Annotated in this window: 17 protein-coding genes; 2 read left to right on the forward strand and 15 right to left on the reverse strand. The window is 37.7% G+C overall.

Going from position 1 to position 21539, the window contains the following annotated elements:
- Window positions 1–512: 512 nt before the first annotated feature.
- The 6 genes from AC4QJR_RS17360 to AC4QJR_RS17385 all read right to left on the reverse strand — a co-directional run bounded on the left by AC4QJR_RS17360 (window position 513) and on the right by AC4QJR_RS17385 (window position 8265).
- Window positions 513–596 carry a putative holin-like toxin gene (locus AC4QJR_RS17360; RefSeq protein WP_373561686.1) on the reverse strand — a complete coding sequence of 28 codons (84 nt, stop codon included), beginning with the start codon at window positions 594–596 and terminating at the stop codon, window positions 513–515.
- Between the two features lie 265 nt (window positions 597–861).
- Complete coding sequence (locus AC4QJR_RS17365) at window positions 862–1812, reverse strand: sugar ABC transporter substrate-binding protein (RefSeq protein ID WP_496523673.1); 951 nt, start codon at window positions 1810–1812, stop codon at window positions 862–864.
- 39 nt (window positions 1813–1851) lie between these two features.
- The gene (locus AC4QJR_RS17370; protein WP_496523674.1) at window positions 1852–3915 is read right to left on the reverse strand and encodes a PAS domain S-box protein; all 2064 of its coding nucleotides are present in this window, start codon (window positions 3913–3915) and stop codon (window positions 1852–1854) included.
- Window positions 3857–4681: a CheR family methyltransferase gene (locus tag AC4QJR_RS17375; RefSeq protein WP_098573327.1), complete on the reverse strand. Its 825-nt coding sequence runs from the start codon at window positions 4679–4681 to the stop codon at window positions 3857–3859. Before AC4QJR_RS17375 ends, AC4QJR_RS17370 begins: the two co-directional genes overlap by 59 nt.
- Before the next feature lie 32 nt (window positions 4682–4713).
- The gene (locus AC4QJR_RS17380) at window positions 4714–7452 is read right to left on the reverse strand and encodes a hybrid sensor histidine kinase/response regulator (protein WP_496523675.1); all 2739 of its coding nucleotides are present in this window, start codon (window positions 7450–7452) and stop codon (window positions 4714–4716) included.
- A gap of 375 nt (window positions 7453–7827) precedes the next feature.
- The gene (locus AC4QJR_RS17385) at window positions 7828–8265 is read right to left on the reverse strand and encodes an Rrf2 family transcriptional regulator (protein ID WP_098573191.1); all 438 of its coding nucleotides are present in this window, start codon (window positions 8263–8265) and stop codon (window positions 7828–7830) included.
- A gap of 221 nt (window positions 8266–8486) precedes the next feature.
- Here AC4QJR_RS17385 and AC4QJR_RS17390 point away from each other — a divergent pair, with 221 nt between their 5' ends.
- Window positions 8487–9350, forward strand: a complete 864-nt coding sequence (locus AC4QJR_RS17390) for an SDR family oxidoreductase (RefSeq protein ID WP_496523676.1) — start codon at window positions 8487–8489, stop codon at window positions 9348–9350.
- Between the two features lie 84 nt (window positions 9351–9434).
- Here the strand turns inward: AC4QJR_RS17390 and AC4QJR_RS17395 are convergent, their stop codons facing one another.
- Window positions 9435–9983, reverse strand: a complete 549-nt coding sequence (locus AC4QJR_RS17395) for an NADPH-dependent FMN reductase (protein WP_496523677.1) — start codon at window positions 9981–9983, stop codon at window positions 9435–9437.
- Window positions 9984–10089: 106 nt separating this feature from the next.
- A complete protein-coding gene (locus AC4QJR_RS17400) occupies window positions 10090–10278 on the reverse strand; it encodes a Fur-regulated basic protein FbpA (protein WP_098573182.1) in 189 nt (62 codons plus the stop codon).
- A 439-nt stretch (window positions 10279–10717) separates the two neighbouring features.
- Here AC4QJR_RS17400 and AC4QJR_RS17405 point away from each other — a divergent pair, with 439 nt between their 5' ends.
- Window positions 10718–10903, forward strand: a complete 186-nt coding sequence (locus AC4QJR_RS17405; RefSeq protein ID WP_026565153.1) for a hypothetical protein — start codon at window positions 10718–10720, stop codon at window positions 10901–10903.
- Window positions 10904–11020: 117 nt separating this feature from the next.
- On the opposite strand, the gene AC4QJR_RS17410 is transcribed toward AC4QJR_RS17405, so the two are convergent.
- The 7 genes from AC4QJR_RS17410 to AC4QJR_RS17440 all read right to left on the reverse strand — a co-directional run bounded on the left by AC4QJR_RS17410 (window position 11021) and on the right by AC4QJR_RS17440 (window position 21334).
- Entirely contained in the window at window positions 11021–14980 is a 3960-nt protein-coding gene (locus AC4QJR_RS17410) for a S8 family serine peptidase (RefSeq protein WP_496523678.1), read from the reverse strand.
- 184 nt (window positions 14981–15164) lie between these two features.
- Window positions 15165–15827: an amino acid ABC transporter permease gene (locus tag AC4QJR_RS17415; RefSeq protein WP_375376432.1), complete on the reverse strand. Its 663-nt coding sequence runs from the start codon at window positions 15825–15827 to the stop codon at window positions 15165–15167.
- A gap of 12 nt (window positions 15828–15839) precedes the next feature.
- Complete coding sequence (locus tag AC4QJR_RS17420; RefSeq protein ID WP_496523679.1) at window positions 15840–16478, reverse strand: amino acid ABC transporter permease; 639 nt, start codon at window positions 16476–16478, stop codon at window positions 15840–15842.
- A gap of 90 nt (window positions 16479–16568) precedes the next feature.
- Window positions 16569–17375: a transporter substrate-binding domain-containing protein gene (locus AC4QJR_RS17425; RefSeq protein WP_098573170.1), complete on the reverse strand. Its 807-nt coding sequence runs from the start codon at window positions 17373–17375 to the stop codon at window positions 16569–16571.
- Between the two features lie 18 nt (window positions 17376–17393).
- On the reverse strand, window positions 17394–18122 hold the full coding sequence (locus AC4QJR_RS17430) for an amino acid ABC transporter ATP-binding protein (protein ID WP_496523680.1): 729 nt from the start codon (window positions 18120–18122) through the stop codon (window positions 17394–17396).
- Window positions 18123–18325: 203 nt separating this feature from the next.
- Window positions 18326–19881, reverse strand: a protein-coding gene (locus tag AC4QJR_RS17435; protein WP_496523681.1) for an IS3 family transposase whose coding sequence is annotated in 2 segments (ribosomal slippage) — window positions 18326–19236 and window positions 19236–19881 — 1557 coding nt in all. Because the reading frame shifts where the segments join, the coding sequence is not laid out codon by codon here.
- A 100-nt stretch (window positions 19882–19981) separates the two neighbouring features.
- A complete protein-coding gene (locus AC4QJR_RS17440) occupies window positions 19982–21334 on the reverse strand; it encodes an amino acid permease (protein ID WP_496523682.1) in 1353 nt (450 codons plus the stop codon).
- Between the last annotated feature and the right edge of the window lie 205 nt (window positions 21335–21539).

Genomic DNA, 21539 nt, shown 5'->3' on the forward strand with positions numbered 1-21539 from the left:
TCCGCTTATGCAAAGCAAAATCCCCTATTTTCGAATTTTTCGAGTTAATAGGCGGAATTTCTCCGTCTATTAAAGCCTTTTTTAATAATATTTCATAATTAAGCGGAATTTTTCCGTCTAATTATCAACCCGGTCGCTTCACTTGATCCCCCAACCAATAAGTGTGAACCCTCTTGATCCTAGATGCGAGAATCAGCAGCTTTTGATCGACCAGCTTATAAAGATCAATAAAATTGCTACTTAAAACGGCACTGAATGTACCGACTAGTTGATAGTTCCATGGAAAGAATAGAATTGGTTCCTCTGGTCATCAATAAATTCATTAAAAACCTAAACTCATACTCTATTTTCTTTTACTTGTATTTTAGTTATAATATATCTATATAATCGCATAAATTAAAATGACCGTGGGTGCTGGTAACACCTAACGGTCATGCAATAGCAGGTTCCGATGCAAGGGAATCAGCATTAAGTGTAAGTAATCCACCTTGGGCAGCTAACTTTAGGGTGGATTATTTTTTTTGATTAAATGATAGAACTGCAAGGATAAGGCTACCAAATCCAAACATGATCATAAAAGTTTCAAATACTGTCAATCAGCATCACCCCCTTTCTGATGGGAATGTGCCAATCACCCTTGAGAAATCCTACTCTATTGCTCTTTTATTTTATCATGTAATCTTAAAAATAGGAACATATGTTTTGTTTTAAAGGTGAAATAGGTCCTTACGTACGAAGTCATTCTTTGTCCCAACGTTAAAATGGTAATAAATTCCTAGGTGATAATTGAAAGTTGCTTTCACTTCGTTTGAAAAAATAAACACCATCCATAAAAATGGATGGTGCCTGACACCCATTTACTTATTTTAAAAATTTATAGAAGTCTAATCTCTGTGTTGCATTCTCTTTAATGATGATATCTACACCGGTATCAACGACTTTTTTAACATTTTTACCTTTTGTTACTTTCAATGCTGTTTCAACTGCCAAATATCCCATATCATAAGGGTTTTGGGCCACTGTACTAGATATTGTTCCATCCTTGATTAACTTCAGCATATCGGGTATGCCGTCTGCTCCAATGACTGGAATGGTAACACCTTGTTCCTTCAATTCCTTTATTACAAGCAATGCGGAGAGGTCATGAGTTGCAAAGATCCCCTTAATATCAGGATGTTCACGCAATATCTTTGTCATTTCTTTTTTTATGCTCTTGGAATCAGCCGATATCCCTGCTGTTTCAGACGCTACAATAATCCCTGCATCTTTTAAAGCCTTTTTTGCTCCACTGATCCGTTCTTTAAATACGGAGACGGACAAATCTCCACCGATAATGGCCACTTTATTTCCAGGCTGTAGCTGTGAGGCTAAGAGGGCGCCTGCTTTTATTCCTAATTCTTCGTTATTGGTTCCGATATAGGAAGTCTTATTTTCCCATGGAAAATCGTTATCTACTAGTAATACAGGTATTTTTTTGTTTTCAGTAAACTTTTCCAGTATAGGTATAACTGTGGAATCAGTAGGTGAGACAATCAATACATCGGGATTTTCTTGATAGGTCTTTTCTAATAATCTACTTTGTTCTATAGCAGATTCATTAACAGGGGCAATGACTTTCCCATCCATCCCAAAGTCACTGAACGCTTTTTCAGCTCCTGCTTTCATAATTTCCCAATATTGTGAGTTTAAATTTTTAAAAACAACAACAACTCTCGGTCTCTTATCTGCAAATGAATTAGAAATAAACATGAAAATAATAATGACAGCAATAACTATTCCAACAAGAAATACTAGTCTTCCATTTTTGAACACTATATCCTCCCCTCTCTTTTCATATAAGAAAAGAAACAATCACTGATTAGGACTGGCACTTAGTTGAAAGCGGATTGAGAAAACAGTCCCCTCATCCCCGGTTTTTATATCTATTTCGGCATGATGTCGTTTGGCAACACTGTAGCAGATCGCCAAACCTAATCCAGTTCCTGTCTCCTTTGTTGTAAAGAAAGGTGTTCCTAATTTTTGTAGTACTTCCGGGCTAATGCCATGTCCTTGATCTTTTATTTCTAAAATGACGGCCTGTTTTTCTGTATATGTTTTGATCGTAAGTTTTCCGTTAGACGACATGGCATCCAGCCCATTTAAAGCAATATTTAGAACCAGTTGACGAATTTCTTTCTGATCGATGAATATATCCGGACACTGATTTAACTCCAGCTTAACATGTTTGCTAGCCCGAAAGGCTTCTGCTTGAATTAATGGAGATAATGCTTCAAGGATCGTATTTAAGTTTTGCTTTTTCTTCACACTGACCTTGTTTTTGGCTAGATTAAGAAATTCTGTGATAATGGAGTTCGCCCTTGTTAATTCTTCTAACATCAAATCAATGATTTCTGCTGATAAATTTGCGCTGTCATTCCTTGATAATTGTAAAAACCCTTGAACAGTAGTCATGGGATTTCTAATTTCATGGGCGATTCCTGCTGCCATCTCACCGATTAAATTCAATCGGTCTAAGCGAGACATCTCTTTCTCTAGGTGAACGGTTTCTGTAATATCTGTTAAAACAATGAGTGTACATGGTTCAGGATGGATATCAATCATTTCAGTCGATAATAGTCCGTCGCGAATATCGCCGTTTTTCGTCTTATAGCTAATTTTCTTATTACGAATTTTCAAATCTAGATTGATAGGTTTTCCTGTGGATTCATCGATAAAATTCTTAACATTTATTTTGTGATTTTCCAACTCTTCCATGCTATAACCTGTAAAGTTTAACCAACTAGTATTTACTTCAATAAAGGTTAAATTCTTCTGAGAAAAAATCGCCATTAAACAGGGACTAGATTCAAAGATTTTACGAAATCTTTCTTGGGAACGGTACAGATGGCTGGCAATCCTTTCTCGTTCCTCTATCTCATTTTGCAGCCTCTCATTAGCCCTTAACAGTTCTTCCGTTCGATTTTCTACCATTTGTTCCATATTATTGAATTGAAGTTTCTTAATCTCTTCAATCTGCTTTCTTTCTGTGACATTTCGAATGCTGCAAACAAAGAGGTGTTGCTTTTCAATGGTGGTTTCACCAATTAGAATATCCGCATAAAAGTGACTTTCATCTTTCCGAGCAGCTACCGATTCTATCACTCTTCCTACAGATTCTTTTATTGAAGTGAAGAATGAAAACGAAGAAGCCTGGACACCCGTTCCCATCCACTCTTTAAAAAGCCCCACTACATGGCTGCCGATTAATTCCTCAGGACTGTATCCAAACATGCTTTTTACAGCAGGATTTACTGATAATATAAACCCTTGATCGTCAAACGTGAGGATCGTATCAACAATGGTTTCACCAATTGCTTTAGATAATGCCTCTGTCCGACGTAAATTTAAGGTGGTTCTATCTAGCCTTTTATTCATTTCATTCAGTTCAACTATACGTTCTCGATCGGTTTGAACGATATTTTCTTGATGATTTTGATGAATTTTTACAAATTGTTCAATTTTATATTTCAATGTTTTGGGATTAAAGGGTTTCATAATATAATCGATGGCCCCGACTGAATACCCTTCATGCACATGTTCCATATCAAAACTAATCGCTGTTATAAAAATGATGGGAATATGTCTGGTTTTTTCTCTGGCCTTAATAAGCTTCGCTGTTTCAAAACCATTTAGCCCAGGCATTTGTACATCCAGTAAAATAACAGCAAAATCTTGTTTTAGCATACACTTTAACGCTTCTTTACCTGAATTCGCGCTAACCAAGTGATAATTGGGAGATGTAAGTACAGCCTTCAATGCTAATAGATTTTCAGGATGATCATCCACCATTAATATATTTACCTTATTAGAATGGGGACTAGTTAACTTTTCGATAGAGTTTTTCTGATCCGTCAAATTCTCCGTAACAGTGTTCATAACTTGTAAATTTTATCCCCTCTCTTATACCCAACCCAAGAAACCCTGCTGGGCTTAGGCTTTTATATAGTAACGTGTGGACATGATTTTGAAGATCCTTATTAAAATAGATTAAGACATTACGGCATATAATAATATCAAACTCGTTAAATGATTGGTCTGTTACTAAATTATGCTGGGCAAAGACTACATTTTTTTGCAAAAAGGGATGGAAAAATACTTTATCATCTACTGCCTTATAATATTCCGAAAAGGCCCTTTTCCCGTCTGCCTCGATATAATTTTTAGTGTAGAGCTGCATCCTGTCTAATGGAAAGGTCCCTTGCTTCGCCTTTTCTAAAACACATTTGTTAATATCAGTAGCAAATATTCTCGTTTTTTCGTAAATCTCTTCTTCATGCAAAAGAATAGCCATAGAATAGACCTCTTCTCCTGTAGAACAGCCAACATGCCAAATTCGAATTTCAGGATAATCCCTTACTAACGGGATGATCTTTGTTCTGAATGTCTTAAAAAATGAAGGATCCCGAAACATCTCTGTTACATTAATCGAGAAATCCGAAAGCAATTCCCCCATGACAACTGGATCACGAAGTACCTTTTCCTGAAGCGCAGATATACTAGGCAGATTTTCCTTACGAACACGATGGTTAATTCTCCTTTGGATGAAAGGAAAGGCATAGTTTCGAAAATCATAACCATAAAATCGAAATACGGCTTCAAGCAGTAAATCGATTTCTATTCTTTCTATCTCATCTGTATCCATCTGTAGAATATCAGGTTTCTTTATCAAAATCTCTACCCCTCCTTACTATATAACCATACTTGCATTAAGGAAAATAACTGGTCTAAGTTGATTGGCTTACTGATATAATCCGTTGCTCCCGCCTCTAAACATTCTTCTCGGCTGCGTTTCATTGCCTTAGCCGTAAGAGCGATGATTGGTATGGTTTGAAATTCAGTCATTTGTCGAATGCGCCGCATTGCTTCAAACCCATCCATCTCAGGCATCATAATGTCCATTAAAACGAGGTCTGTTTCTGGGTTTTCCTTTAATACTTCAATTCCCTCACGGCCATTTTCTGCTACAATGATATCCATTTCAAACTTCTCAAGCGCGATGGTTAAGGCATACACATTTCGTATATCATCATCCACAATGAGAATTTTCTTGTTTTTCAAAGAAGAAATCCCCTCTTGTTTTATTGGGCCTTCTATATCTTTCAGAGAATCATCCTCATAAAGACTTATGGCGGCTTCTTCAAAAGCAGTATTTTCTACTATATGGCTGTTTGTTTGAATGAATGGCAAATATAAAGTGAAGGTGCTTCCATATCCCTTCGTACTACTTACCTCTATATATCCACCTAATAGCTGGGCCATTTCGCGACTAATGGAAAGTCCTAATCCAGTCCCGCCATATTGACGACTTGTCGTTCCATCTGCTTGTTTAAAGGCATCAAATATCGTTTTTTGTTTGTCTTTATCAATGCCGATGCCTGTATCAATAACGGAGAAAGCAAGCATCGCTTGTTCTCGGGAACCTCCCTCAATAAGCTCCCCACTGACGTCTTTTCTTTCCCTCCGTATATCTAATGATACACTGCCACGTTCAGTAAACTTAAACGCATTAGAAAGGAGGTTTTTTAAAATTTGCTGTAACCGTTGTTCATCTGTATAGACTGTCCCTGCTAAACTCGGTTGCATCTTAATTGAAAACTGTACATTTTTTTGAATCGCAAGAGGGGCAAATTGTCTTTCGATAAAATCTTGAACATCATGAAGATTTACCTCTTTTGGATTTACATCTAATTTTCCTGACTCCACTTTCGCCAAATCTAAAACATCATTGATTAATAGAAGTAAATCATTACCAGATGAGTAGATCGTCCGGATATACTCCACCTGTTCAACGGTAAGATTTCCATCCCCATTTTCAGAAAGTATTTGCGCTAAAATTAGTAAACTATTAAGTGGCGTTCTTAACTCGTGTGACATATTGGCTAGAAACTCGGATTTATATTGTGAGCTGAGCTCTAATTGTTGCGCTTTTTCTTCAAGATCCTCTCTCACCTTTTCAATTTCCCTGTTCTTTTGTTCAGAGGCTATATACTGCTCCTCAAGTTTTTCATTCGTCGTCCTTAATTCCTCTTGTTGTAACTGCAGTTCTTCTGATTGAGCTTGGAGTTCTTCTGTCAATGCTTGTGATTCTTGCAATAATCTTTCTGCTTTCATATGGCTAACAATACTGTTTATTTTGATACCAATATTATGAATAACTGCTTCCAATAACTTTACCTGCAGAGGACTAAACGACTCAAATGAAGCAATTTCCATGACAGCTTGTACTTCATTTTCAAATTGAATCGGTAAAATTATAATATTTTTGGGTGATCCTGCTCCTGTGCCTGATCCTATTTTTACGTAATGGTCTGGAACATTGGTGAGTAAAATAGAACGTTTTTCAAGGGCGCATTGTCCGATAAGTCCCTCTCCAATACGAAACCGCATATAATCTTTATTATCATCTAGAGAAGCATAGGCCGATATCTTCTTTAAATACTGCTCTCTCTCTTCCACTTCCTTAACATAGAAAACTCCGCAACTTGCTCCCACCATTGGAACAAGCTTAGTAATTAATAATTCTGCTAACATAGAAACAGTTTCTACTTCAGGATAGATGGTGGCTATTTCAGCAATTTTCGCATTGAGCCAACTTTGATCTTCTGCTTCTTCTTTTAATTGTTTCTCTAGTTTACTTTGTTCCTCTAGTGCATGGGCCATTTTATTAAATGAAACAGCGATTTCAGCCAATTCACCTTTAGAGGAAATCTTAATTCGGGGTAATGAACTAAAATCACTTGTGATCGCACTTTTCATAACTTCTGTTATTTTGTTAAGATTATTTGTGATACCTCTAATAATCCAAATCGTGAACACAATCCCAATACATAAGGCAATGGCAAGATAAATGTATATGATGGTGACAGCCCAGTTGTATGTGTCTTTAGATCTTAATAGTTCATCTTTCATCTTTTGTTCTTGCAATCCATAGAGAAGATCGGCAATTTGAATCATTCTTTGACTAATCAGTTCAGAATCCGTCCAAAAATCAGCCGGAATTTCCATTTCCCGATTTAGTTTTTTTGCTGTCAAAGCCTGTTGACCCATATATAAATACTGGTCATGCAAGGTTTTAAATTTTGCAATCAGTTCCTTCGATTTCTCCTGCTTGTCCATTTTTTCTAGTGATTCTATCGCAGATTGCAATTTTGTATGGGAATCTTCCCAAGAATTCGCTGCATCTAATTGGATATCTTTACCTCGAACAGTTAACATCGAGGTTAGTTCTAGACCTATTCTCGAAGTCTCGTATTTAATCTCGGAAGCCATTTCGATTCTTTCATTTAAATCATTTACAACAATGTTCATATTAACTGTCGTTTGTTTGAGCATGTTCATTAAAATAACCGCGATGATAAAAAATAACACTAGTAATGACCCAATGCTTGTATAGAGCTTTGTTTTAAATTTCATAAGACCTCCTTAATTCCTAACGTCTTTTAACTGTTTAATTTTTTATCGAATTATATTTATTGGAAAAAATAGAATATTTCAATCGCTAAATCTTTCTATTAAACTTACATATTTTTTAATTTTACTTTATGTCATTATTATCGTCTAGATAATCTTTTATTTATAGGTTGTGTTATACTTGTCTGTTGATTTCCGTACAAGCGCTGCGCTGTTGAAGAGATTGGGAAGAAGAAAACGTCTATCCAATGGTGCCCCCTAATCATAACAACCATCAAACCATCCTCTCAAGATAGAAAAAACGCCAGCCCATTGAAATAATTCAATGAGCTGGCGTCTTTAAGATTATAAAATGAAGATATGTTCATTTTATATTTATTAGACATTAAATTTTTCTTTTTCAACAATATCCTTAACAATGTCTTCAATAGTTACATTTCCGAGTACCTTTTCCATTGCTAATTGAGCTGCTGTCAATATAGGAGTAATAGAATCTTGAATGTTCCTTCCCACAGGGCAATTGGGGTGTGAGTTTTCATGGACACTAAACAATTCTTTTTCCTGGACTACGTCTACCGCCTTATAAACGTCAAGCAATGTTATATATGATGGTTCCTTTGCTAGTTTTGCTCCTGCAATACCCGGTTGTACGACAATTAACCCAGCTTTTTTTAACATCCCCATAATTTTTCTTATCAAGGTTGGGTTCGTGTTTACGCTGTCTGCTAAAAACTCCGATGAGCTGGTCCCCTCTTTATTTAATTCAATAAGAGCCAATATATGAATACCCACGGAAAATCGGGTGCTGATTGACATTTCATTCACCTTCTTACTATTTGATCACAATTATTGCACAATACATGTATTTAATTTGATTACAGCTTATTATACCTTAAAATTCATAAAAAATAAAAAAGGTAGATAAAATCGTTGACAAAAATCTTAGATGTATCTATTATGAATACAGGTATTTGAATTAGATACAAGCAAACATTGATTTTAGGTAAGCTATTAAAAATAATTGGAGGTAACGATCAATGAAAATATTAGTTACTGGAGCAACAGGTAAATTGGGGACAAAAGTGGTCGAGGCATTATTGAAAAATGTACCAGCAAATCAACTAGCTGTAAGTGTTCGTAACCCAGAGAAAGCAGAAGGATTACGGGCTCGTGGAATAGAGGTTCGTCAGGGAGATTTTGACCGCCCAGACACATTGGATGCCGCTTTTTCAGGAATTGATCGGCTATTAATTATTTCTGCAGACGGGGACAATGAAACCAGAATTAGACAGCATACGAATGCAGTTGCTGCAGCAGAGCGTGCTGGAGTTAAATTTATTGCTTATACTAGCCTAACCAACGCAGTAGAAAGTAAAAACTTCCTTGCTCCAACGCATAAAGCAACAGAAGAAGCTATATTAAAAACAGGCATACCTTATTCTTTCTTACGGAACAATTGGTACTTAGAGAATGAAAGTTCAAGTATTCAGGGCGTACTTGCAGGAGCCCCTTGGGTTACTTCAGCAGGATCAGGAAAAGTTGGCTGGGCATTGCAACAAGATTATGCAGAAGCAGCAGCAGTGGTCTTATCAGGTAAAGGGCACGAAAACACTATTTACGAACTTTCTGGCAAGTTATTGACCCAGGAAGAAATGGCATCATCAGTTGGATCTGTATTGGGTAAAGAAGTCCCTGTGCACCAAGTCGATGATTCCACTTACGCTGACATTATGAAAGGGGCTGGCGTACCAGAATTCCTTCTTCCTTTTCTTGTCGATATCCAAAAAGGCATTCGAGAAGGTACACTAGCAGTGGAGAGCAACGATTTTGAGAAACTTCTTGGACGTCCTGCTACACCAATTAGTGTGGGCTTAACTCAGATCGTTAAAAGTATCTCTTAAACAGGTTATTTGAAACTAATTAAAAAACCGACCATTCACGATTAAAGAGTGGTCGGTTTTTGCTTTAAGTGATTTCCAGTCATTTCAGATCGATATTACAAAATCAATAAATGTATCAACTTTACTATCTAAGAAACTAAGTGTCCCTTCATCCACCAACTGACCTGTTTGATCATCAAACTTCTGACTCGCTTGGCCAATCAATATTTCATTTCCACCTGGCGGCAGGATCTTAGCCTGAATACCAGGTGCTGCTAGAATCTCACGTAAGTGCATTTGAGCACGAACCGTTCCGAGCTGGCCCATGGTCACTCCTAATGCCATCACAGGTTTACCAATGAAAACCTTGTCTACTCTTGAAGCCCAATCTAACGCATTCTTTAACACACCAGGAATGGACCAATTGAATTCTGGAGTAATAATGAGAACCCCATCAGCACTTGCGATTGCCTCCTTAAATTCCTTTACAGATTGTGGTGGGTTGTTCTCCTCGTCCTGGTCAAAATATGGGAGAGAACGGATATCAGCAATTTCAATCTCCATTTTATCCTCGTAACGGTCTTGGATTGTTTTTGCTAGATGCATGTTATACGATTCTTTTCTTAAGCTACCTACAATTGCCACAATTTTCATGATAAACCTCCAAAGTATTATTAATTATCATATTTTTCACTATAGTTAATCGTAAATCTTTCTACAACATTCTTGCTTGCGGAAATTCCAAATAATGTATTTATTATCACTTCAGTTGTAGATTGCTGCTAAGTTCCAGCTCACTTGCATCAATATTTTGATACTCCGTTTCTAATTCACTCAAAGTCCATTCATAGAGATGTTTATTATTTTTTTTGTAAATTCCGAACCTAATGAGTTCATTTATTAAATATTGCCTTTTTTGATGAGCAGAAATTCGTTTGATTTTTTTCATAAAGAAGGCTAACAACTCCTTTCCACAAATGCAATTATAAATGACAATTTTTAATAATTTGTCGATTGAGCGTGTATTTAATGACTTTTAAAGAAATTGTCAGTCACCTTTAATAAAAGACAAAAAGTTGCCTTTTTTGTTACGATTGAAATTAACTTTTAATCAAATGTAATGTGATCGCAAACCTTAAAAGTTTTATGTATAGTACCCAAAATTAAACTTTTAACACAAATATTTTTCTACAAATAGGAATTGTAATATTTGATTTACCGTCTTAATTTGTCCTTTAAAGAAGGAATTTTCCATTTCTTCATGAAATTTGAGGATTAATGTAGATAAGTTTTTTAACGTAATAGCAGGAAAAATACCTCTCGTTACAAAAATAGTAAAGAAGACGAAACGGATGTCTAACGAATAAGTTGAAAGGTGGTCATTTTGCTTGAATATGGAATTAACCCTACAACAGATCGTCGAAGGTCTACCAAAGTCTTTATTAAATGCAACGGATCGGGATTTGGAAGGCTTCCAAAAAATTATCGAAGAAACAATAAAATTAAGAGAAGGACATCGAAACTTACAAAAGATGGTTAAAAACTTCTCAACCTCTACGATTCAGCGAAGCTAAAATTAAATATACTAATCAATGAAGAAGGTGAAATTCACCTTCTTTTTTTTCGCTCTTTTTTAAAAGACATTTTCAAACTAAAACAATCCGGCTCAATTCTGAGCCGGATTGTTTCAATTATTTAACGGGTGTAAACTGTGTGACTTTAAATACATCAACATTAATATATGCACTTTTTGCCGCTTTAGCCTTTTTGCCCGTTGCTACAATTTTTATTTTATGTGCTTTATTGGCAAGATTTTGCTTCTCAAAAACTTTCGCTTTGTACTTGTGGCTTGCAGAGTACAGGTCGATTTGCTTTACTTTCACACCGTCAATGTAAATATCAGCTTTTCCCATATTCTTATATTTTAACGCATAAAGTGCAATTCCAGTTCCAGTAAATGAGTATTCAAGTGATCCAGAATTTCCCTTTGTTTGATGAATCGTGCCTCCGGAAGCTTTCGTATACTTTGGTTTAATCCAAGAACCTGAATATTTAATAGTAGAAACTGTATTTTCAATTGATTTCGTTGTTTGGACCGAAACAGTTATGCTATATTGACCGGACCCTTTTATAGCAGCGGGGACGATATAATACAGTCCTGATTTCGTTGGTTTAAATACGATTTTTTCAACGGATGCAGTACCATTTGATTTTTTCAAGGCAGATGTACCATAAATAGTAGATGTGCCTATATTGAATAACGAAAGGTCAAAATTGGTCCCTGCAGGTCCCGTTAAAGTAATTTCATAGGTTTTTCCCTGATCTAATCGTTTGGACCAAACATCATTAACATCTTTAGTTACCGTATTTAAACTTCCTTTTACGGAACCTGCCATTGGTAAACTTCCTTTGATATCATCATCGTAAACGTAAGAGATAGCCGGTGAGAAAGGAGTTTCCATTTTATCATTTGTATTAATGACTACTGTGTAGTTATAGGATTTTCTTGGCATTGCAGTGGTATCCGTAAAACTTGTTCCAGCTACAGACTTTGCAATTTGTACGTAGTCTGCTTGGGAGGTCTCCTTGCGATAAATGCTGTAGGATTGTGCCCATTTTACAGCACCCCATGAAATAACAGGTGCTTTCTTGTTCCTATCATATGACGCTTGTAATGTAACAGGATTACTACTTACGATTAACTTATCTAGATTAATCCCGGAAGCACTTTTTCTGGAAGCAGGATCGCTTTTTCCGGTCCAGACAATTTTTACCGTGTGTCTGCCATAGGATAAAAAGTCTTTTTTATAGATTGATTGTTTTGCTTTAAACGCACTTGCATAAAGCGATGGAGAGGCAATTTTTGTACCGTCTATATAAACATCGGCAATCCCTTGTGTTGGATCTTTAAATCCTTGCCACTCAAAGCTGTATCCCACAAAAGAGAAGTTAACTTCGCCTTTTGTATTTAGAGCCATTGCCGATTCCCCTGAATATTCTGGGTTAAATACAGGCATCCATTCCCCCAAGAAAGTCATGGAGTTTGAATCATCTTCATATGATCCTCCAAAATTACCAGTGTATAACTTATAGTCTCCTGCACCTTTGTAGGCGTAAACATTAACAAAATAAATTCCTGTTTTAGGTGCAGTAAATTTAATTGATTCATTGGATGTATTTACATTCTCTGAGAAGGCAACCATTCCATTCGTATTATTTATACTAATGGCTGATTCATCGTACACATATAAATCAAAATCGGTACCTGTTTTGCTATTTAGAGAGAGTGAAAGTGCCTCCCCTTCTTTTAAGGACAATGCGAACACATCGTTTTTATCTGTTACCGCATTCAGGGTGTCGTTTGTAACGCTTTTTTCCAACGGAATTCCTGGAGCTTCACTATCATCAAAGTTATCAAGATTCACAGTACTCACAAGTTTCCCACTTTTCACAAATCCTTTTAGTGCATTTTGGTTCTTTCCTTTTGTACTAGTATACAGCTTTAACATTTCTGGTGACATGCTTGGACGTAATCCAAGTAGCATAGCCGCGGTGCCAGTTGTATGAGGCGCGGCCATAGACGTTCCGCTATAGTAATCATATGCCTGTGTATAATCAGAAACATATTTCGTGTTGATGATTGTTTTATTTAGATCATTGGAAGTAACAAAATCAGCAAAGTAGTAAGGCGTATCAAATCTATCCACATCATATTTACTATTTTCATAGATACCACCAGATAAACCTTCCACATCCAAACCTGGCCCTATATCCGCAAAAACATTTAAATGCAAATAATCCTTAACGAATGGGGATTTCTCTTGACCAGAAAGTGCATTCTGTCCAGTTAATAGCAATTTTCCGCCACCAGATAGGTATGTTTTTAACAGATCGGTATCTTTGGGTGTTAAGGTGGTTCCATCCTCAGAGAAGAAACCTAGACCGTTTCCTGTAAACCAAATGACCCCATCATAGGCAGATAAGTCACTACTGTTCAGGTTATCAGATAGAGAAGAATTAGAACTAACCTTAACCGTTTGGACTGAAGTATGATTAGCTGCTAGTTTTTGATAAATAGGCAAATAGTTTTTAAATAAGGCGCGAAGTTCAGGCTCGTCCTTAAATATGTCTGCCAGATCACTTTCATCATCTTGGACAAGAAGAATCTTACTAGACGTATCCCCCAATTCTAAATAACTTAAGGCTTTGTCAAAAGCTTCCTGCCTTTGTGCATCGGAAATTTTTTCGTACCCGATTCCATCAAAGATCGCCTTATAGTTGTCCCCGGCGACTTGTGCTGATGCGCCTGGCTGAGTAATATTCAATGCTTTTGTCAGTTCATCCAATGGGAATTTAGGGACTGTACTTAAAATGTCCACGCCAGGTGCAGCCACATCCACGGATTCGTATCCATAATTGGAGAAGGGAGCTAGGATTCCCTTGTTATCGACTGCAGCAACCGATAATATATTTGCACTTTCAAAGCTTGCAGGATATGCTCCACCCTCATCATTATCCAATCCATCATTCCCTGCAGCGGCGACAAATAAAGTACCGCTATTTGCGATGGCTTCTTCGAGTAATGGGTCGTATTCTTCCCCGCCCCAGTTGTTATTGGTTATTTTTACGCCCATCGTTTTCGCATAGGCAATGGCCTCGATGGCATCCGCTGTTGTTCCCCCATCAGGACCTAAAAATTTTATCGGTAAGATTCTCACGTTTGGAGCGACACCCACAACTCCTTTATTAGTAGTTTTAGGATCTGTTCCTTCTAGAGCAGCAGCAATCGTCCCGGAGACATGTGTGCCGTGTTCATCCCCATCAAGTGGATCATAGACCGTGTTATCATCATTATAAAAATCCCACCCATGGATATCGTCAATATAACCATTGTGATCATCGTCTACATTTGGTGCACCATTTAACTCTTTTGTGTTTGTCCAAATTTCCCCTGCTAAGTCAGGGTGATTGATATCCACGCCCGTATCAATGACACCGACAACCACTTCTGGCAGGGATGAACCAAATTTGTTCCATCCTTCAGGTGCATCTACATCTATATCTTTTAATCCATTTATCTCTTTTATAGGCTGTCCAGAATTGTCCAGGCCCCATAATTGATCATAATAGTTAGGAGCGTTATTGATGTCAGAAGAATAATATTTGTAGTTTGGTTGTACGGATTCAACCGTTGAATCTTTTTTAAGAGTATTTATGTATTCACTCGTACTCTGACCAGCAGGGATTTTTACAACCTCTGCATTTAGAGATTTAAATTTTTTCGTTGATTTAAGTGAAAACTTCTTTTGAAGTGTACTGATTTCCCCACTAGTCACTTTTTTCTTATATTTAATAATTAACTCGCCAGATTCGTATTTATTTTTACTCTGTGAATCTTCCTTTTGCAATTTCCTCTTAATCTCTGTTACTAGTTTACTTTGTGTCTTCTGGCTAATAGAAACTTTGTTGTTCTTTGTCTCTACTTTCTTCATTTGGCTTTTTCTGAGCATTTTACTAGAGTTAATCTGATTATCACCCGTTATGACCTTTGTTGGTCCTGTTTGCGCCGCCACCTGCCCTGTTCCTGTGAAGATGGTTGATGCTAACAAAAAGGCTGATACCGGTAAAGATATAAGTGTTTTTTTCTTCATTCATGCACCTCTTCTTACTAGATTTATAGAAAATATTATCTATACTAGAAGAATTATACAATATTTTCCTATCAATATATAGTATATATTTCATACGACAAATTTCTTGCTAATATGTCGAAAAAAGTACTATAGTATTATTTTTAAATAATAAAAATCCGGCCCCATTACTGAGCCGAATCGCTTACGATTGCTTTAATTCTAACTTTCTAGCGACTAGTGACAAGGCGTAATTCACAATAAAGTACATGAGCGCCATGATGATAAAAACAGGTATCACATACGAGCCCTTTTGCGCGTATATGATTTGTCCGTTGTGTAATAAATCCGGCAAGGCAATGACGACAGCTAACGATGTATCTTTGAGCAGTGAAATAAATTGACTTACGATGGGTGGAACCATCCTTCTCAGCGCCTGAGGCAGGATGATGTACCGTAAAGTCTGGATGTAAGTTAATCCAGATGCCCGTCCTGCTTCAATCTGGCCTTTTTCAATCGAATTTAAGCCGCCTCGGATAATTTCTGATATCATCGCAGATTCAAAAACAGTCAAAGCCGCAATTGCCGCCGTCGATATCTCCATTTCAAGTCCAATTTCCGGCAAAGCGAAATAGGTAAAGAAAATAATGAGCAGCAACGGCAGGTTCCGAATGGTCTCGACAACTAGAGCCAATAGTTTAGAAACCACGGGAATCCGCGCATATCTTAACGTCCCAATGAGACCGCCAATCACAAAGCTGAGCACTATGGAAATGGCTGCAACCTTTAGAGTGACCGCAAATCCCTCGAGTAGAAATTTAAAATGGTCCAGGGTATATACTTCAATGAACGGTGCTAGAAATTCCAACTCTGCACCTCCTTAATGACTTCGAGCCATGCGTTTTTCTAAAAATCCTACACCAAGACTTAAGGGGATTGTTAAAATTAAATAAAATAAAGCAACTAGGATATAGGTATCAAAGGTGACGTATGTCTTTGCCGAAATTAGATCCCCTTGATACATTAAATCTCCTCCTGCGACAACAGCTAATAAGGATGAATTTTTCACTAGATTGATAAATTGATTGCCAAGTGAAGGGATGACGATTTTAATAGCTTGAGGAAGAACCACCAGTCTCATTGCCTGGCCATAACTCAATCCTGTCGAGCGGGCGGCTTCCATTTGTCCTTTTGGGACTGACATAATTCCAGCACGAATCGCTTCTGCAATGAAAGCAGCTGTATAAATCGTCAGACCGATCGTTCCAGCAGCCATCCCTCCAAAGTTTCCAGCCAAATAAGTGAAAAAGATAATCACCAGCACAGGGATATTACGGATAAATTCAACATAGGCTGTGCCCAGCCAGTTAAGGGGTTTGACTGGAGCCATGCGCAGGACAGCGATCAATGTACCCCCAATGAAACTGGATAGTAGGGCGATTAGGCTCGAGATAATCGTTATTTTTAATCCTTGTAAAAATGCATCAAGATTATCGGTTAGTATCGAGAAATCCAGCAAATGTTCACCTCCTCATAAAACAGGATGAGGAGGACCATACTCTTGAAAGCAGGCTCTACCCATCCTGAAGAGAAACTGTGTGTTTATGGTTTAATTTTTAATCCATTTATTCTTAATTTCATCGTACTTGCCTGAATCTTTCAGACTTTTCAAGGCTTTATTCAATTCATCGACAAGTGCTTTATTACCTTTTTTCACAGCGATTCCGTATGGCTCCTCTGTAAACGTTCCTCCAACTAGCCCATATGACGGATCTTCTTCGGCCATACCATAAAGGATGGCATCATCCGTTGTCAGGGCATCCCCTTTACCAGCCTTTAGGGCGGTAAAAGCTTCCGCATAGTTTTCGAATTCAAGGACCGTTGTTTCAGGAGCTTTTTCACGAATATTGATCGTCGAGGTCGACCCTTTCACCGCAAGCACCTTGGTTCCTTTTTTTAAGTCTTTGATGCTATGGATCTTACTTCCTTTTTTCACCAGCAAGGATTGTCCGGCATCAAAATAGACATCGGTGAAATCCACTTCTTTCTTCCGTTCCTCTGTAATGGTCATCGTAGCAACAACCGCATCCACCTTTCCATTATTCAGAAGTCCGACCCTAGTTTTCGATGTTACTTCGACGTACTCAGGCTTCACATCTTTGCCAAACATTTCTTCGGCGAGGGCTTTAGATAGATCAATATCAAACCCTTCGACCTCACCAGTTGATGGATTTTTTAAGCCAAACAAACGAGTGTCATGTTTAACGCCAAAGACAATCTTTTTCTCTTCTTTAATCTGAGCAAGGACATCCTTGCTGCTCCCTTTAGAGTCCTTGTCCCCACCGCAGCCAGCGAGAAACAAGGCAGCCATTGTGGTTACTAACGCCATTTTCATGAAATTTTTAGTTTTAAACATTTTTCCTCTTACCTCCAATTAATGATTTAAGATACGGCTGAGAAATAGACGCGCCCGTTCTTCACGCGGGTTTGCATAAAATTCAGCCGGAACTGCTTCTTCCAATATCCGCCCCTCATCCATAAAGACGATTCGGTCGGCCACCTCCCTGGCAAAGCCCATTTCATGGGTTACCACAACCATCGTCATCCCTTCCTTGGCGAGGGCTTTCATTACATCGAGGACTTCTCCAATCATTTCGGGGTCCAGTGCAGAGGTGGGTTCATCGAAAAGCATAATTTCCGGGTTCATGGCGAGGCCGCGAGCGATAGCTACTCGCTGCTGCTGACCTCCGGAAAGTTGAGAAGGATACGCATTCGCCTTTTCCAATATCCCTACCTTATTAAGGTAATGTCTGGCGGTATTTGTCGCTTCTTCTTCGGATTTGCCCAGCACTTTCATTGGAGCAAGTGTGATATTTTTCAGAACCGTTTTGTGCGGATATAAATAAAAGTGCTGAAAGACCATGCCAATATTCCGTCTTAATTGATTGATATCTGATTTTTTCTCTCCAACGGATATTCCATTAACAGTGAGTGTCCCTCCCGAAATTGTCTCGAGTTGATTAATGCACCGGAGCAAGGTGCTTTTTCCTGAACCGGAAGGCCCGATTACGACGACAACCTCACCTTGATAGATTGTGAGGTTAATATCTTTTAAAACATGAAAATCCCCATAAAACTTATTTACCTGCTTAAATTCGATCATTCTTGACCTCCTCAACTAAAACGAAATAAATATGGCAATTTTCAGGATTACTTACATGTTATTCAATCCTTGTCCACTTCAAACCGCGACCATAGTCTTGTTTTAGAGATAGTAAAAAAGGTGGATAAAGTAAAAAAGGTGTCAGGCACCATGTGAAATGAAGTGACACCCGTCAAGTAGACAGTGGAAATAAATAAATGACACTAAGCGGCTTGAGCCCTGTATTCTAAGGGGCTTAGGCCGTTTAGTTTTTTTTGTAATCGTTCATAATTATAAAATTTTATGTACTCCTCAATGTCTTTCTTCAGCTCTTCAAAGGTGCTGTACTTGTTCAGATAATACTTTTCACTTTTCAATGTTCCCCAAAAAGCTTCCATTGGTCCATTATCGATACACCTTCCGACCCTCGACATACTCTGAACCAGCTCTGCCTTATCAATTTTCCTTTTAAAAGTAGGGGAAGTGTATTGAAATCCTCGATCACTATGGAGGATAGGTTTTGCTCCTGGGTTAGTTTCCAAAGCTAAATCGAGGGTTTTAAATACCAATGGATTATTATTTGAATTGCCTAATACATAACTGACAATGGATCCATCGTACAAATCTAAAATCGCACTTAAATAAGCTTTTTGTGAGACTCCATACTTCAATTCAGTTACATCTGTTAACCATTTTTCATTTTGCTTCTCTGCGTGGAACTCTCTGTTCAAGATGTTCTCAGCTACATGTTGTGGAGTGCTTGGCTTATACTTTTTCCTTTTGCGTCGAATAACGGATTGTATTCCAGCTATTCTCATTAATCGATACACTCGTTTATGATTAATGGACTTTGGTAAGGTACGATTTAGGTTCATCGTAATGCGGCGGTATCCATATATACCGTCCACTTTCTTATATAGACGTTTTATCTCCTCCAGGATTTCCTCATTCATCTTTTCATTCTCAGGAGGGGTGCGATTAAGCCATTTATAATAAGAAGAGCGTTGAATTCTCGCAATTTCACATAATAGCACAATGGAGAATTTCTCTTTCTCATGAAGTTCTTGAATAGCTGTATATTTATCGGCCAAACGGACCTGGCTTATCTCTTTAACCGCCTCCTTTCGAGTTCCTCCAACTTTTTTAAGAATGCATTCTCCGCCCGAAGGCGTTCATTTTCCTGCTCTAACCGCTTCATTTCGCGCTGTATTTTCTCTTCAGGGGTTAACTCTGATTCCGTTTTACGCTTCCCCCTCTTATCTTCTAGACCGTCCGGTCCTTCCTTCTCAAACTTCTTTATCCATTGATACACCTGTTGATAGGAAACATTAAAGTGATCAGATGTTTGTTGATAGTTTTTCCCGTTCTGTATGCAATACATAACAATCTCAAATCGTTCCTCTAATGTCGTGGATCGGCCTTTAATCATAGAGTTCTTCTCCCTTTTCGTCTCTTCTATTTCTCTATGATCATTATAAATCCTAATCCATCCTTGTAACACTGAACGACTTGATATTTCATACTTACGTACAATCTCAACTTGAGAGAATTGACCCGAAAGAAAGTCATTAACCGCAGCTGTTTTTACTTTCTTCGAATACCGCTTCCATTCCCCCGAACCCTGAAGCCATTCAGTTCCATATGTCTGAAATTGATAAATCCAATCATTCAGAGTTCTAGAAGATATGTGGTGTTGTTTACAAAAGTCTGAAACTGAGATTTTTCTGTTTTCATAAGCCGTTATTATCTCAAATTTTTCTTGTGATGAATATTTCCCCATAGAAAAAGCCCCCAAAAAAGTAAACAGATTTTTATTATTTCATCTGTCTACTTTATCGGGAGCATATCAAAAACATGGTGCCTGACACCTTTTGACACTACTACTTTTTAAAACGGTAACCAACATATAGGACTATAAACCAAACTGGTGCTACTATTAATGCGACTCGCATTTCTTCTATAAAGGCCATTAAAACGACGACTACTGCTAAGAAAGCAAGGGCTAGATAGGATGAAGCTGGATATAGCGGCATTTTAAATGCTAGTTTTTTTACTTCTTCTTTTGTTTTTGATTGTCTGAACTTGATTTGTGTGACCAATATAATGGTCCAGCTCGTAATAACTGCAACGGTTGCTACAGAAGAAATATACATAAATACTTTTTCCGGAACAATATAATTTAAAAATACCGCCACTAGTAAAAATGAAGACGAAAACAGGATTCCGCGTCTTGGAGTAGAATGCTTGTTTAGCTTTCCAAAATATTTTGGACCGTTATTTTGAAGGGATAAATTGTAAAGCATTCTGCCTGTACTGAACAGACCACTATTAAAAGCAGACAATGCTGCAGTTAACACAACAAAATTGATGATATGAGCTGCTCCAGGAATTCCAACCTTATCAAAAATCAATACAAATGGGCTGCCCTTCGTTCCCACTTCATTCCAAGGATATAAACTCATCATGATTCCTAATGCAGCAATATAAAAAATTAAAATCCTCCATACTACATTGTTGATGGCAGATGGAATTGATTTTCGAGGATTTTTCGCTTCCCCAGCCGTTATACCGACCAGTTCCACCCCGCCAAATGAAAACATAACTAGAACCAATGACATTAAAATACCATTCATTCCATTTGGCATAAATCCACCATGTGCCCATAGATTATTAAAACCGATTGGCTGGCCTCCGTTACCGATACCTAGGAGGATCATTCCTAATCCAACCACAATCATTCCAATAATAGCCACCACTTTGATCAGCGCGAACCAGAATTCAAACTCTCCAAATGCTTTTACACTAGTTAGGTTTATCATCGTAATAACCACTAGTGTAGCCAATGCAGTCACCCATTGTGGAATATCCGGAAACCAGTAATTTACATACACGCCGACCACTGTAATTTCTGCCATTCCGACGACAACCCACATAAACCAATAGGTCCAACCTGTTAAGTAACCCGCAAACGGGCCTAAATAACGATTCGCGTAAGAACTAAATGAACCGGACACTGGCTCATCAACAGCCATTTCGCCCAATGCTCTCATTATAGTAAAAATAACTAAACCACCAATTAAGTAGGAGATTAAAATAGATGGTCCAGCCATCTGAATCGTTGCACTTGAACCGTAGAATAAACCTACACCAATGGCCCCTCCTAGTGCGATTAATTGGATATGCCGATTGTCTAAACCTCTTTGTAATTTTTCACCTTCGTGATTTTTGCCCACACTATGTATCCACCCTTCTTAATTATTCTTTTAGAATAACTAAGTTGGATTACCCTTTCCACATGAAAGAATATTCATATAAATCAAATTATTATTTCTTTTCCGTTATTATTTCAACAAATCCTCAGTAAAATATTCCTCTATTTCGTAAAATTGGCTTGAATATGTCATTAATACAGGAAATTTGTCATAAATCAATTTTACC

Source organism: Neobacillus sp. BP17 (assembly GCF_059579525.1).